The 13,603-nt window shown below is 72.1% G+C and carries 10 protein-coding genes and 2 tRNA genes; 4 read left to right on the forward strand and 8 right to left on the reverse strand.

Annotated elements, in window-relative coordinates; translation table 11 throughout:
• Positions 1–415: 415 nt before the first annotated feature.
• Positions 416–841, reverse strand: a complete 426-nt coding sequence (locus KV557_RS15310) for an OsmC family protein (RefSeq protein WP_218200452.1) — start codon at positions 839–841, stop codon at positions 416–418.
• Positions 842–1,088: 247 nt separating this feature from the next.
• Here KV557_RS15310 and KV557_RS15315 point away from each other — a divergent pair, with 247 nt between their 5' ends.
• Together KV557_RS15315 and lepB are read left to right on the forward strand one after the other, a co-directional pair.
• A complete protein-coding gene (locus tag KV557_RS15315) occupies positions 1,089–1,424 on the forward strand; it encodes a chorismate mutase (RefSeq protein WP_218200453.1) in 336 nt (111 codons plus the stop codon).
• Between the two features lie 122 nt (positions 1,425–1,546).
• Positions 1,547–2,323, forward strand: a complete 777-nt coding sequence (gene lepB, locus KV557_RS15320) for a signal peptidase I (RefSeq protein WP_218200454.1) — start codon at positions 1,547–1,549, stop codon at positions 2,321–2,323.
• Here the strand turns inward: lepB and KV557_RS15325 are convergent.
• From KV557_RS15325 to KV557_RS15335, 3 genes are all read right to left on the reverse strand, one after another.
• Complete coding sequence (locus KV557_RS15325) at positions 2,286–3,320, reverse strand: EamA family transporter (RefSeq protein ID WP_218200455.1); 1,035 nt, start codon at positions 3,318–3,320, stop codon at positions 2,286–2,288. The two genes, lepB and KV557_RS15325, sit on opposite strands and share 38 nt — an antisense overlap.
• A gap of 114 nt (positions 3,321–3,434) precedes the next feature.
• Positions 3,435–5,843, reverse strand: a complete 2,409-nt coding sequence (locus KV557_RS15330; protein WP_218200456.1) for a transglycosylase domain-containing protein — start codon at positions 5,841–5,843, stop codon at positions 3,435–3,437.
• Positions 5,844–6,068: 225 nt separating this feature from the next.
• Positions 6,069–6,142: transfer RNA gene (locus tag KV557_RS15335), tRNA-Lys, on the reverse strand.
• Positions 6,143–6,367: 225 nt separating this feature from the next.
• On the opposite strand from KV557_RS15335, the gene KV557_RS15340 reads away from it, so the two are divergent.
• Entirely contained in the window at positions 6,368–7,249 is an 882-nt protein-coding gene (locus KV557_RS15340; RefSeq protein WP_218200457.1) for an alpha/beta fold hydrolase, read from the forward strand.
• An 85-nt stretch (positions 7,250–7,334) separates the two neighbouring features.
• Here the strand turns inward: KV557_RS15340 and KV557_RS15345 are convergent.
• The 4 genes from KV557_RS15345 to KV557_RS15360 all read right to left on the reverse strand — a co-directional run bounded on the left by KV557_RS15345 (position 7,335) and on the right by KV557_RS15360 (position 11,482).
• A tRNA-Lys gene (locus tag KV557_RS15345) sits at positions 7,335–7,408 on the reverse strand.
• A 105-nt stretch (positions 7,409–7,513) separates the two neighbouring features.
• Positions 7,514–9,559 (reverse strand): ABC transporter ATP-binding protein, encoded by a 2,046-nt coding sequence (locus KV557_RS15350; RefSeq protein ID WP_218200458.1) that lies wholly within the window; start codon positions 9,557–9,559, stop codon positions 7,514–7,516.
• The gene (locus KV557_RS15355) at positions 9,556–10,485 is read right to left on the reverse strand and encodes an ABC transporter permease (protein ID WP_218200459.1); all 930 of its coding nucleotides are present in this window, start codon (positions 10,483–10,485) and stop codon (positions 9,556–9,558) included. Before KV557_RS15355 ends, KV557_RS15350 begins: the two co-directional genes overlap by 4 nt.
• Before the next feature lie 16 nt (positions 10,486–10,501).
• Entirely contained in the window at positions 10,502–11,482 is a 981-nt protein-coding gene (locus tag KV557_RS15360; protein ID WP_218200460.1) for an ABC transporter permease, read from the reverse strand.
• A 384-nt stretch (positions 11,483–11,866) separates the two neighbouring features.
• Here KV557_RS15360 and KV557_RS15365 point away from each other — a divergent pair, with 384 nt between their 5' ends.
• Entirely contained in the window at positions 11,867–13,570 is a 1,704-nt protein-coding gene (locus KV557_RS15365; protein ID WP_218200461.1) for an ABC transporter family substrate-binding protein, read from the forward strand.
• Positions 13,571–13,603: the final 33 nt, after the last annotated feature.

Consider the following 13,603-nt stretch of genomic DNA (forward strand, 5'->3'; position numbering starts at 1 on the left):
CCCGGCACGGCATGCTCCCGTCCGCTGCTGACGCTTGATGCTGGGTCCGGCCGGTCACCCGGGACTGCGGCGGCCGGCTCCGCACTCTGTCGCGGTCCTCGGAGTCGGTCCGGTGCGGGACGCCCGTCGGGGGCGCTGTCGCGTGGAGACCCGCGGGAGACCCGCGTGAAGAACAGGGCGCTGCGGCAGATCATAAGACGCGGTGGCAACGCGCGGTGACCGCCGCCAGGGTGATTCGCCCCCTTTGGGGTCAAGCGTGGTGGAACATGCAGACGCCCCCGGTACGCATCGCATGATGCGCGCCAGGGGCGTGAGCGCCGAACCCGCGCCTCCGGGCGCCGGTTGCGCGCCGGGGGCGTAAACGGGGTCGCGGACGGACGGCTGACGGAACGGCGGGCGGAAACCCGGCGGAGCGTCAGGCCAGCTTGGCCGTCAGGGTGATGGTGGTGCCGGTCAGGGCCTTGCTGACCGGGCAGTTCGCCTTGGCGTCCTCTGCGGCCTTCACGAACCCGGCGTCGTCCAGGCCCGGGACATCACCGACGACGGTCAGGTGGATGCCGGTGATGCCCTCACCGGGCTGGAAGGTGACGTCGGCCTGGGTGTCCAGCTTGGTGGGCGGCGTGCCGGCGCCGGCCAGGCCGTGCGACAGGGCCATCGAGAAGCACGCGGAGTGCGCGGCGGCGATCAGCTCCTCCGGGCTGGTCTTGCCGTTGGGCTCCTCGGCGCGGGCCGGCCAGGAGACCGGGTACGTGCCGATCCCGGACGAGGCGAGGGTCACCTGCCCGTTTCCCTTGAGCAGGTTGCCTTCCCAGGCGGTGCGGGCGGTGCGGGTGGTTGCCACGATCGGTACCTCCAGTACTGAGGAACTGTTGATGCGTCACTTCCGGTCATGCACGCACCAGCCTACGGGCAGCCCGGGTCGGCTCCGGCGCAGCGCGGGCGGCGGGCGGTGCGTACGCCGTCCGTATGGTGGGACGGTTGGGCCGAACGGTGCGGGTCCGGGCCAGGTGCCCTGTTAGATTGGCCGGGGCCCGAGCCCGGCCGCCGTACGGCCGGGTGTCCACCACCAGCCTCCGGGAGCCGCCGCGATGACGGACCACCCCACGACCCCCGACGCCGGCCTGTCCGAGGGGATCGACGACGCCGTACGGGCCGAGCTGACCAGCCTGCGCGAGAGCATCGACAACATCGACGCCGCGGTCGTCCACATGCTGGCCGAGCGCTTCAAGGCGACCCAGCGGGTCGGCCGGCTGAAGGCCGAGCACAAGCTGCCGCCGGCCGATCCGGCGCGGGAGCGGGACCAGATCAAGCGGCTGCGCGAGCTGGCCGCCGGGGCCAAGCTGGACCCGGTCTTCGCTGAGAAGTTCCTGAACTTCATCATCGCCGAGGTCATCCGCCACCACGAGGCGATCGCCCGCGCCTGAAGGGCTGCGCACCCCGGGCGGGCACCCGGGGATGTCGGGGGCGGCTAAAAGCCCGATTTCGTGAGGCTCCACGGTTGGCGTAGCGTGCAGGTTCCCGCGGCCGGAGAGGTGGAGCAGCGACGATGGCGGTGAACCTGCCCGAAACGACCGGCGAGGCCGTCGGCCGTGCCGAGAGCCCCGCCGCCCCCGGTGGCCGCGCCGAGGCCCGCCGCCGTGCCCGGGGCGGGCGCGTCCGCAAGGCCCGCCGGACCGGGCGCAGGCCCCGGCCGTGGTGGATCGAGATTCCGGCGATGGCGGCGGTCGGCCTGGTGGTCGCGCTGCTGATCAAGACCTGTCTGTTCCAGGTCTTCACCATCCCGTCCGGCTCGATGGAGAACACGCTGCGGATCGGCGACCGGGTCGGCGTGAACAAGCTGGCGCCGCTGACCGGCTGGAAGCCGGAGCCGGGCCAGCCGGTGGTGTTCAAGGACCCGGGCGGCTGGCTGCCGCCGCAGCCCACCGACAGCAACCCGTTCACCAACGCGGCCACCTCGGCGCTGAGCTTCGTCGGGCTGGTGCCGCCGAAGGACGACAACTACCTGGTCAAGCGGGTGATCGCGACCGGCGGGCAGACCGTGAAGTGCACCGGCACCACGCTGACCGTGGACGGGAAGAAGGTCGACGAGCCGTACCTGCACGCCGGGGACGACTCCTGCGCGAACATGGACTTCGGGCCGGTGACGGTGCCCGCGGGCTACATCTGGGTCGAGGGCGACCACCGCAGCGACTCGGCCGACTCCCGCTACCACCAGGGCGGGCCGGGCGGCGGCGCGGTGCCGGTGGGCAACGTGGTCGGGCCGGTGTCGGCCGTCGTGTGGCCGCTCAATCACCTCGACTGGTTCGGCTGGGTCGGCCGCTGACCGCGCGCTCGGCGGCCACCCGTTCCCGGGTCTCGACCGCCGGGACGACGACGGGCTCCGGCGCGGCGTCGGCCGGCTTGCTCGCCTGGGCCGCGAACGCCCCGGCCAGCACCAGCAGGCCGCCCGCGAGCTGCGGCAGGCCCAGGTGCTCGCCGAGCAGGATCCAGGCCAGCACGGTGGCGACGACGGCCTCCAGGTTGGCCACCACCCCGGCGACCGGGGGCGAGAGGTGCCCGACCGCGACCACGCCGGTCAGGTAGGCGAGGACGGTCGCGACCAGCACCATCCAGACGGCCGGGACGAACGCGGGCAGGGAGTGCCCGTTCATCACCACGTTCCCGCCCAGCGGGCTCCAGTCGGCCTCCCAGGGCCGGGTCAGCGCGGTGAGCACGACCGCGCCGATCAGCAGGCCGTACGCGCTGACCGCCATCGGGTCGACGGGCCGCTCGCCCCGGCGGCCGGCGTCGGCGAGCACGAAGTAGCCGACCTGGCAGCAGGCCGCGCCGAGGCCGAACAGCACGCCGAGCGCGTCGAAGCTCAGGCCGTTCCAGACCTCGACCACGCAGGCCAGCCCGGCCACCGCGACGGCGGCGCCGATTGCCGCGCCCCGGCTGATCGGCTTGCGCTGGACGAACTTGACGTAGCCGATGAGCAGCGGCGGTCCGAGGTACTCGATCAGCAGGGCGACGCCGACGGGGATGCGGGAGATCGCCGCGAAGTAGCAGGCCTGGACGCCGGCCACGGCGAGCAGGCCGAAGCCGAGCAGCAGGCCGGGCCGCCGGAGCACGGCGGAGCGGTGGCGGTAGGCGATCGGCAGCAGGGCGACGGCGGCGCCGGTGACCCGCAGCCAGACCACGTGCAGCGGGGAGAGGCCGGCTTCGATCAGCGGCTTGGCGGCGGTGCCGGAGCCGCCGAAGGCGAACGCGGAGACCAGCGCGAGGCTGAGGCCAAGGGTTCGGCCCGAGGGGCGCGTGGGCGTGGCCGTCGATTTGTGCACCGACGCATTGTGACAGTCATACCGGCAGTTCGGTAAGGCGCCATTTCGCCATTTGGTCCTGCACGGAACTGTACGCAGCGGCGTGTTCACCCACCCGGCCCCTCGGGGCCTGGGTCACTGCCCGGTCGCCGGCCCCGCCCCGCCCGTGGGCTGAGTGGTCGGCTGGGTCGTCGGGGCCGTGGTCGGCGGCGCGGTCGGCGTGGGCCGGGAGGTGGGCCGGCCGGTCGGCGTCGTCGTGGGCTGGGTGGTCGGCTGCGTCGTCGGGGGCGCGGTCGGCGCGGTGGTCGCACCGCCCGGGTTCGAGCCGCCCGGGTTCGAGCCGTCCGAGGTCGAGCCGCCGTTCGTCGAACCGCTGCTGGACCCGCCGCTCGGCGGGGTCGTCGCCCCGCCGGAGTTCGCGCCGCCGGTGGCGGTGCTCGTCGACGGGGTCGTGGACGGCGTGGACGGCGTGGACGGGGCGGTCGGCACGTCCGTGGCACCGGAGTCGCCGCCGTCCGACGGCGTCGGGAAGTCGCTCACCGGCTGGCCCTTGAGCGCCGCCTTCATGTAGCTGGTCCAGATCTGCGCTGGGTACTGGCCGCCCGCCGCGCCGTCGATCCCGCCGACGCCGCTCAGGCTGACCTGCGTGCCGTTGCCCGGGTCCTGGCCGAACAGCGCCACCGAGGTGACCAGCTCGGGGGTGTAGCCGACGAACCAGACCGACTTCTGGTCGTCCGTGGTACCGGTCTTGCCGGCCACCGGGCGGCCCAGCGCCTTCGCGCGCCAGCCGGTGCCGCCCGGGTCGCTCACCACGCCCTGGAGCATCGAGGTGACCTGGTTCGCGGTGTCCGCGCTGATCGCCTGGGTGGTCTTGTGCGCGGGCAGCTGGACGGCGTCGCCCTCGTGGTCCACCGACTGCACAAGCCACGGGGTGACCTGCTTGCCGCCGTTGTCCAGCGTGGCGTACACGCCGGCCATGTCGAGCACGCTCGGGGTGGCCGCGCCCAGCGGGATGGACGGCACCGGGTCGAGGCCCGGGGTGCTGCCGGGCAGGCCCAGCGCGACCGCGGTGTCCTTGACCTTCTGCAGCCCGGTGTCCTGGGCGAGCTGGGCGAACGCCGAGTTCACCGACCAGTCGGTGGCCTGCTGGAGGGAGATCTGGCCGTAGCTCTTGTCGCCCTCGTTCGGCGGCGCGTACGGGGTGCCCTTGCCGCCGCGGACCTTGCGGCCGCTGGTGCCGTCGTAGACCGTGCGCGGGGTGACGGTCCGGCCGTCCTGGGTCTTGGCGTTGTTCTCGAACGCGGCGGCCAGCGCGATCGCCTTGAAGGTCGAACCGGCCTGGTAGTCCCGCCGGGTCGCGTTGTCGACGTAGTGCTTGACGTAGTCGACGCCGCCGTACAGGGCGACCACCGCGCCGGTCTTCGGGTCCACCGAGGCGGCGCCGGCCTGGGCCGCCGCGTCCTTCTTCCGCTTGTCCGGGTTCAGGGTGTCGTGCAGCTGCGCCTGGACGGCGTCCTGGAGCGCCTGCTGGCGGGCCGGGTCGATGCTCAGCTTGATCGTGTAGCCGCCCTTGGCCAGCTCGGTCTCGCTGATGATCCCGTTCGAGGTGAGGTACTCGGTGGCCGCGTCCACCAGGTAGCCGGACTGGCCGGACAGGCCCGGGTTGGGCTGCCGGTCCTTGACGTCGGGGAAGGGGGTCCTGGCCCGCTCGTCGGCGGACAGCCAGCCCTCCTTGACCATGCCGTCCATGACGTAGTTCCAGCGGTTGACCGCGTTCTGCTTGCCTGCCGGGGTCGTGGTGGCCACGTCGTAGGCGCTGGGGGCGTTGAGCAGGGTGGCCAGGTAGGCGCCCTGGGCGGGGCTGAGCGCGGAGGCGTCGATGCCGAAGTACGCCTGGGCGGCGGCCTGGATGCCATAGGCGCCGCGGCCGTAGTAGGAGGTGTTCAGGTAACCGGAGAGGATGTCGTCCTTGGTCTCGGTGGCGTCCACCTTGATGGCTATGAAGAGTTCCTTCACCTTGCGGGTGATCGACTGCTTCTGGCTCAGGTACGTGTTCTTCACGTACTGCTGGGTGATCGTGGAGCCGCCCTGGGTGCCCTCGCCCTTGGCGGTGTTGAGGGCGGCCCGGACCAGGCCCTGCACGTTGACCGCGCCCTCGTGGTAGAAGTTCCGGTCCTCGGCGGCCAGCGCGGCGTGCTGGGCGGCGGGGGAGACCTTGTCCAGGCCGACGTTCTGTCGGTTGAGCTGGCCGGTGCGGGTGACCACCGAGCCGTCCGCGTAGAGCCAGGTGTTGCTCTGCGCGGTGGCCGAGGCGTGCGCGTCCGGGACCTTCACGAGCGCGACGCCGAGCGCGAACAGGCCGACGCCGAGCAGCAGCGAGGCGGCCAGGCCGAGCAGCGTCATCCGCCAGGTCGGGATCAGCCGGCGCCAGCCGGTGCGCCTGGGGCGGCGTGGCTTCTTCCCGCCTGGGGCGGGGGTGCGCTTCAGCCGCTCGATCGGCCGGATCGACGGCACGCGGCGGCCGCTCTGGGCGTTTCTGGACAAGGCGCGGCCTTTCCTGCGGGCGGACCGGGCCAGCCTGCACGGACGGGGACAACGGCGGTCAGGGACCTTTGTCCCGATTCCGATTTACTGCCCTGGACGAGCGGGACGGGCCGATCGGCTCCCTCGGAGCGGTAATCGAGACCGACATCACACGCAAAACGGACGTCGAAGGGCAAAAAAGTGGGGGAGCCTCTCGCTGCTGCGAGAGACTCCCCACTCTGTCTGTGCGCCGCCAGGGACTCGAACCCCGGACCCGCTGATTAAGAGTCAGCTGCTCTAACCAACTGAGCTAGCGGCGCCTGCTGACCCGGTAAACAATACACGGTCCGAAGGGGTGCCTCCGACCACTTTCGAACCCCGCGGCCCGAGGGTGTCCGTTTCCGCCCGGTTGGGGCGGAGTTCGCCGCCGGTTAGGGTGGAACCGTGCCCCGCCCCACCGCCGGCCGCCCCAGCACGGGACGTCCGCGCGCCCGCACCGCGGTCGCCGCCCTGCTCCTGCTCGGCGTTCACTGCCAGGAGTCGGTATGAAGGCGGACGGAACCTCGCCCGTCCGGGCCGCCTTCCTGCGCATCGACGGCGTCCCGCTGCACGTCCGCACCGAGGGCAGTGGCCCGGTCTGCCTGCTCACCGGGGGTCTCGGCACCAGCTGGTTCGACTGGGACCTCGTCGTCCCCTTCCTCACCCCCTACCGCACCGTCGTCCGCTTCGACCGCCCCGGCTACGGGCTGAGCGCCCCCGAGCCCGCCACCGGCCGCCCTGCCCCGACCGCGACCGGCGAGGCCGAGCGCATCCGGGCCCTGCTGGACGCCCTCGGCCTGCGCGAGCCGTGCACCCTGGCCGGCCACTCGGTGGCGGGCTTCCACGTCGAGGCCTTCGCCCGGCTGCACCCCGAGCGGGCGGCCGGGCTGGTCCTGGTCGACAGCAGCGTCGAGCCCGCGCCCCGGCCGCTCCCCGCACCCGGGCTGCGCGACCTCGCGGCGCGGGCGGCGGCGGGCGCCGCGACCGCCCTCGCCGTGCCGTACCTGTTCGGCCCGGCCGCCCGGCGGCTGACCGCCCGCCTCACCACCGTCCGCGGCGAGGACCTCGCCCCGGCGCCCCTCGTCCGGCACTGTTACCGCACCGGCCGGGCCCTGCGCGCCCTGCTCCGGGAGAACGTGCGCTACCTGGACGTCGCCGCCGAGCTCGACGGGCTGCGCCGCAGCCGGCCGCTGCCCGAGGGCCTGCCGGTCACCGTGCTCGCCGCCGACGACGGCCTGCGCAGCCGCCGGACCGAGGCCTGGCTCGCCGAGCAGCGGGGGCTCGCCGCCCTGCTCGGCGCGGACTTCCGCATCACCGCCCCGGCCGGGCACCTGGTGATGTTCGACCGCCCCGACGCGGTGGCCTCGGCGATCCTCGACACCCGCTGACGGCCCTCGCCGAAAGCCCTCGCTGAAAACCGGCCGGAAACGCCGGAAGGCCCTCCGCTCTCGCGAAGGGCCTTCCGGCTGTCTGTGCGCCGCCAGGGACTCGAACCCCGGACCCGCTGATTAAGAGTCAGCTGCTCTAACCAACTGAGCTAGCGGCGCCTGCTGACGCGGAAGACTTTACACGGCACCCAGCGGATCTGCCGAATCGTATTCGAGTGACAACCCTATGCAATGACGCGAGGTCCTCGCTCCACGAAGGGGTCCTCACCCCGGGAAGTGGCAGGCCGCCTGGTGGCCGTCCCCGGCGAGCGCGGGCTTCTCCTGCTCGCACCGCGCCCGCGCGCCCGGCTCCGCGAGGCGCGCGTAGACGGGGCAGCGGGCGCGGAAGGGGCAGCCGGTGTGCCGTTGCGTGGGGGAGGGCGGGTCGCCGGCGAGGAGGATCCGGTCGCGGGCGCGCTCGGCGGCGGGGTCGGGCAGCGGGACGGCGGAGAGCAGCGCGCGGGTGTACGGGTGGCGGGGGCGGTCGAAGACGGCGGATACCTCGCCCTGCTCGACGGTCCGGCCGAGGTACATGACGCTGACCCGGTCGGCGAGGTGCCGGATCACCGAGAGGTCGTGCGAGACGAACAGGTAGGAGAGGCCCAGCTCGGCCTTGAGCGACTGCAGCAGGTTGAGCACCCCGGCCTGGATGGAGACGTCCAGTGCGGAGACCGGCTCGTCCAGCACGAGCAGCTTCGGCCGGACGGCCAGGGCGCGCGCGATGGAGATCCGCTGGCGCTGCCCGCCGGAGAACTGGTGCGGGTACCGGGTGGCGTGGTCCGGGTCGAGGCCGACCTGGCGCAGGAGTTCGGGGACGCGGCGGGCGATCTCGGCGCGGTCGGCGTGCTGGGCGTGCAGGGGTTCGGCGACGATGTCGCCGACCGGCATCCGCGGGTCCAGGCTGGCCATCGGGTCCTGGAAGACGATCTGCAGCCGGGCCCGGAGCCGGTGGGCCTCGGCGCGGGTGAGCGTGGCGGTGTCGTGGCCGAGGAGTTCGATCCGGCCGGTCTCGGGGGCGGCGAGGTTGAGCAGCTCGAACAGCGTGGTGGACTTGCCGGAGCCGGACTCGCCGACCAGGCCCAGGGTTTCGCCCTCCCGGAGGTCCAGGTCGACGCCGTCCACCGCGTAGACCTCGCCGATCCGGCGCTTGAACACCGTGCCTTTCAGCAGCGGAAACGTTTTGCCGAGTCCGCTGACCGCCAGCACCCGCGCGCGGGAGTCGCGGTCCCCGGTCACGGCGGCGGGCGGCACCTCCGGCACGGGGTACACCTCGGCCGGCGCGGGCCGCCGTTCGGCCAGCTCCGCCGACCGCACGCAGGCCGCCAAGTGCCCGTCGCTCCCGCTCAGTTCCGGCTCCACCGTCGAGCAGCGCTGCTCCGCCAGCGGGCAGCGCGCGGCGAACGGGCAGCCGGGCGGCAGCTCGGCCATCGGCGCGGGGCTGCCCGGGATCGGCACGAGCGGACCGCCGCGGCCGTCCAGCCGGGGCACCGCGCCGATCAGGCCGAGCGTGTACGGGTGGCGGGGCGCCGCGAACAGCTCGTCCACGCCGGCCGTCTCGACCACCCGGCCCGCGTACATCACCGCGACCCGGTCGGCCGTCCCGGCGATCACCCCGAGGTCGTGGCTGACCAGGACGAGCGCCGCACCGGTCTCCCGCTGGGCGGTGCGCAGCACGTCGAGCACCTGGGCCTGGATGGTGACGTCCAGGGCGGTGGTGGGTTCGTCGGCGAGCAGGATGTCGGGCTCGTTGGCGACGGCCATGGCGATCATCGCGCGCTGGCGCATGCCGCCGGAGAACTCGTGCGGGAAGCTGTCCAGAGCCCGCTCGGGGGCCGGGATGCCGACCAGGTCGAGGAGTTCGGCGGCGCGGCGGCGGGCGGCGGCCTTGTCGACCTGCTGGTGGACGCGGACGGCCTCGGCGATCTGGTCGCCGATCCGGTAGACCGGGGTGAAGGCGGAGAGCGGGTCCTGGAAGACCATCGCCACCCGCCGGCCACGGATCGCGGCGAGTTCCCGGCCGGGCAGCCCGACCAGCTCCCGCCCGTCCAGCTGCACGGACCCGCGGACGCTCGCCGTCCTCGGCAGCAGGCCGAGGACGGACAGCGCGGTGACGGACTTGCCGGAGCCGGACTCGCCGACGATGCCGAGGGTTTCGCCGCGCCGCAGGGTGAGGTCCACCCCGCGCACGGCGGGGACCGGGCCGAGCGGCCCGGCGAAGTCCACCCGCAGGTCGCGGACGGCGAGCAGCGGGGTGTCGACGGTCGTGGTCACGGCTTCTTCCTACGGGAGTTCCGACGAGGGCGGCCGCCCCCGGCGGTGGGGTCGAGGGCGTCGCGCAGCCCGTCACCGATCAGGTTGACGGCGAGGACGAACAGCACCAGCAGCCCGGCCGGGAAGTAGAACAGCCAGGGGAACACCGGGGCTTCGCTGGTGCCGGCGGCGAGCAGGGTGCCGAGCGAGACGTCCGGCGGCTTGACGCCGAAGCCGAAGTAGGAGAGCGCGGTCTCGCTCATCACGGCGCCGCCGACGGCGATGGTGGCGTCGATGATGAGGAAGGAGGCGACGTTCGGCAGGATGTGCCGGCTGATGATCCGCAGCGGCCGGACGCCCATGAACCTTGCGGCGCGGACGAATTCGCGCTCGCGCAGCGAGATCGTCATCGAGCGGACCACCCGGGCGGTGATCATCCAGTTGAACACGGCGAGCAGCAGGACGAAGGCGATCCAGCCGGTGCTCTTCAGCCGGGGGGAGACGATCGTGATGATCAGGAAGCTGGGGAAGACCAGCAGCAGGTCCACCACGAACATCAGCGCCCGGTCGGCCCAGCCGCCGAAGTAGCCCGCGCAGGCGCCGACCAGGGAGGCCAGCACGGTGGAGAACAGGGCCACCAGCAGGCCGATGACCAGCGACTTCTGCAGCCCGCGGACGACCTGGGCGAAGACGTCCTGGCCGATCCCGTTGGTGCCGAACCAGTGCTGGGCGGACGGGGGTTGGTGCAGCGCCGTGAAGTCCGGGGTGGCGTAGTCCCAGGGCGTCAGGTACGGGCCGCCGAAGGCGAGCACGAAGAGCAGCAGGACGAGGACGGCCCCGGCGACCGCCCCGCGGGCGGCGAGCAGCCGGGTGAGGACGAGGCGGCCGCGGCCGGCGGCCCGGGGAGCGGGGGCGGCCTCGGCCGGGTCCGCGACGAGGGTGGTCACGTCAGGTCACCTCCGGTCAGGACCGCACGCGCGGGTCGAGGGCGGCGTGCAGGGTGTCGGCGAGGAAGCCGGAGACGAGGACGACGACGGCGGTGAACAGGTTGACCGCCACCACGGAGTTGACGTCCTGTTCGTTGATCGACTGGATCAGCCACTCGCCCATGCCGTGCCAGCCGAAGATGGTCTCGGTGAACACGGCGCCGGTGAAGATGCCCAGGAAGCTGTAGGCGAACATCGTCGACATCGGGATGACGGCCGTCCGCAGCCCGTGCTTGAGCAGGGCCCGGCCGCGGGTGAGGCCCTTGGCCTCGGCGGTGCGCAGGTAGTCCGAGCCGAGCACGTCGAGCATGATGCCGCGCTGGTAGCGGCTGTACGTGGCGAGGCCGTGCAGCGCCAGCGACATGGTGGGCAGCAGCAGGTGGAGCGCCCAGTCGGAGAGGTGGGCGCCGAGGCCGCCGGTGAGCCCGGGGGTCTCGTAGCCGGTGAACGGGACGACCTCGTGGCCGGCCGCGTCCTTGGCGGCGATGGCGCCGTTCTTGAGGAACAGGGCGACCAGGAAGACCGGGGTGGAGAGCAGGACGAAGGACAGCAGGGTGAGCAGCCGGTCGGAGATCCGGTACTGCCGGACCGCGCTCCAGGCGCCGGCCGCGACGCCGAGCACCATGCCGAGCAGGCTGCCGATCAGCAGCAGCCGCAGCGAGACCCAGACCCGCCGGCCGAAGTCGTCCGTCACCGGGGTGTCGTGGATGGTCCGGCCGAGGTCGCCGTGCAGCAGGCCGCCGGCCCAGTGGCCGAAGCGGACCGCCACGGGGGTGTGGTCGTTCAGGTTGAGGTCGGTGAGCTGCCGTTCGACCGATTCGGCGGCGGGCCGGGGCACCTTGGCCTCGAAGTAGGTGCGCGGCTGGAGGGCGGTCGCGGATATCGCGTACGCCAGGAACACGGCGGCGATCAGCAGCACCGCGTAGTAGCTCAGCCGCTTCGCCAGGTAGCGGAGCATCAGCGGCCGCCCGGGGTGGGGGCGGGGCCGGTGCGTCTGGTGGGCATCCGGTGGTGGCCTTCGGTCGGTGGCCCTGGTCGGGCCGTTCGGGAAACAGCTGGTCAGAGTGTTGCAGCGGTGTACGGCCGGGGTGTTGCGGGAGCGTTGCGGCGTGTGACGTTTGGATCAGATGTGAACTCCGCCCCCTGGTGGGCCAATTGAACGGCTGTTACGTTCTGCTGGTCCGGTGCCGACTTGGCTGCCCATGCTCAAGCCCCGCCACACCTCGCGCGGCACAACAACTGCGACACGACAACTGCGCCAACAACTGCGGCACAGCAACTGCGACGCAAGAACTGCGGCACAACAACTCCCGCACTCGAAGAACTCACCAGGGGGACTCCCATGGACGCTGCCACCACGGCTCGCCGCCTCGGCCGGGCCACCGTTCTCGCCGTCGCCGTCGCCCTGGCGGTGACGTCGTGCACCTCAGGCGGCGGGGGGTCCGCCGACAACGTGGCCAAGAGCGAGCCGCCGAGACAGGACTCGGACGACATCAACCCCAAGCCGCTCGACCAGCTGAAGGACGGCGGCGAGGTGCGCTTCCCGCTGTACCAGTGGATCACCCAGTGGAACCCGTTCCAGGTGGACGGCCGCTACGGCGACGCCGTCGACATCATGCGTGCCCTCGAACCGAACCTCTTCACCACGGACGCCTCCGGCACCTTCCAGACGAACCCGGACTACCTGGTGGAGGCCAAGGTCACCTCGACCTCGCCGCAGGTGATCACGTACAAGCTCAACCCGAAGGCCAAGTGGTCGGACGGAAAGCCGCTCAGTTACCTGGACTTCAAGGCCGACTGGGAGGCCAGCAACGGCAAGAAGGACGGCTACAACATCGCCGACTCGGCCGGCTACGAGCTGATCTCGTCCGTGGAGCAGGGCGTCGACCCGACCGAGGTCAAGGTCACCTTCGCCGAGACCTACGCGGACTGGCAGAACCTGTTCCGCCCGCTCATACCGGCCGCCGGGATCGCCACCGCCGACGACTTCAACAAGGCCTGGATCGAGAAGATCCCGATCACCGCCGGCCCGCTGAAGATCGGCGTCGCGGACAAGACCGCCCAGACGCTCACCCTCGTCCCCGACGGGAGCTTCTGGGGCACCAAGCCCAAGTTGGAGAAGATCACCTTCCGGGTGATGTCCCAGGCGGCGACCACCCAGTCCTACCTCAACAACGAGATCGACCTCGCGACGGCCGCCACCGCGACCGCGTACGGCCAGCTCAAGGACGCCAAGGACACCGTGATCCGCAGCGCCAGCCCGTGGGACGAGGTGCACATCTCCTTCGGCGGTGGCGGCCCGCTGGCGGACCAGAAGGTGCGCCAGGCGCTCGGCAAGGCGCTCGACCGTTCCGCGCTGATCAAGATCGCCAACAACGGCGTCCCGGTGGAGTTCAAGCCGCTCGGCAACCACATCTTCATGCCCAACCAGGCCGGCTACCAGGACAACTCGGGCGAGTGGGCGAAGTTCGACCTGTCCGCCGCGAAGAAGCTGCTGGACGAGGCCGGCTGGAAGGAGGCGGGCAGCGGTCAGCCGCGTACCAAGGACGGGCAGCAGCTGGAGCTGCACTTCGTGATCAACGACTCCACCCCGCAGGCGCAGATCGACCTGTCCACCGCGGCCGCGTCGATGTGGCTGGCGGCCGGCGTGAAGGTCGACCTCGACAAGGTGCCGAAGAACGACTTCTTCACCAAGTACGTGAACCCGGGCAAGTTCGACATCGCCAGCTGGCGCAACACGGACTCGTTCCCGCTCTCCAGCAGCCTGACCAACTTCCGCCTGCCGGTGGGGGACAACGTCTTCGGCAACTACTCGAAGCTCGGCACCCCCGAGATCGACGCGCTGCTGAAGAAGGCGGCCGGGACGATCGACCCGGTGGAGGCCGCGAAGTACTACAACCAGGCGGATGCGAAGATCTGGGAGCTCGGCCACACCGTCGAGCTGTACCAGCGGCCGACCGTGGTGGCGGCTCGCAAGGGCCTGGCCAACTACGGCGCGTTCGGCCTGGCCACGACCGACTACACCAAGGTCGGCTGGGAGAAGTAGCCCCCGCCGCGGACGCGGCAGAACCGACAGCGC

The sequence above is a fragment of the Kitasatospora aureofaciens genome (genome assembly GCF_019192735.1).
Taxonomy (GTDB): Bacteria; Actinomycetota; Actinomycetes; order Streptomycetales; family Streptomycetaceae; genus Kitasatospora; species Kitasatospora aureofaciens_A.

Excerpts from the sequence above, each read along its gene's own strand:
- KV557_RS15315 (WP_218200453.1), top strand. The coding sequence starts at position 1,089 with ATGACGGACCACCCCACGACCCCCGACGCCGGCCTGTCCGAGGGGATC.
- lepB (WP_218200454.1), top strand. The coding sequence starts at position 1,547 with ATGGCGGTGAACCTGCCCGAAACGACCGGCGAGGCCGTCGGCCGTGCC.
- KV557_RS15340 (WP_218200457.1), top strand. The coding sequence starts at position 6,368 with ATGAAGGCGGACGGAACCTCGCCCGTCCGGGCCGCCTTCCTGCGCATC.
- KV557_RS15360 (WP_218200460.1), bottom strand. The coding sequence starts at position 11,482 with ATGCTCCGCTACCTGGCGAAGCGGCTGAGCTACTACGCGGTGCTGCTG.
- KV557_RS15365 (WP_218200461.1), top strand. The coding sequence starts at position 11,867 with ATGGACGCTGCCACCACGGCTCGCCGCCTCGGCCGGGCCACCGTTCTC.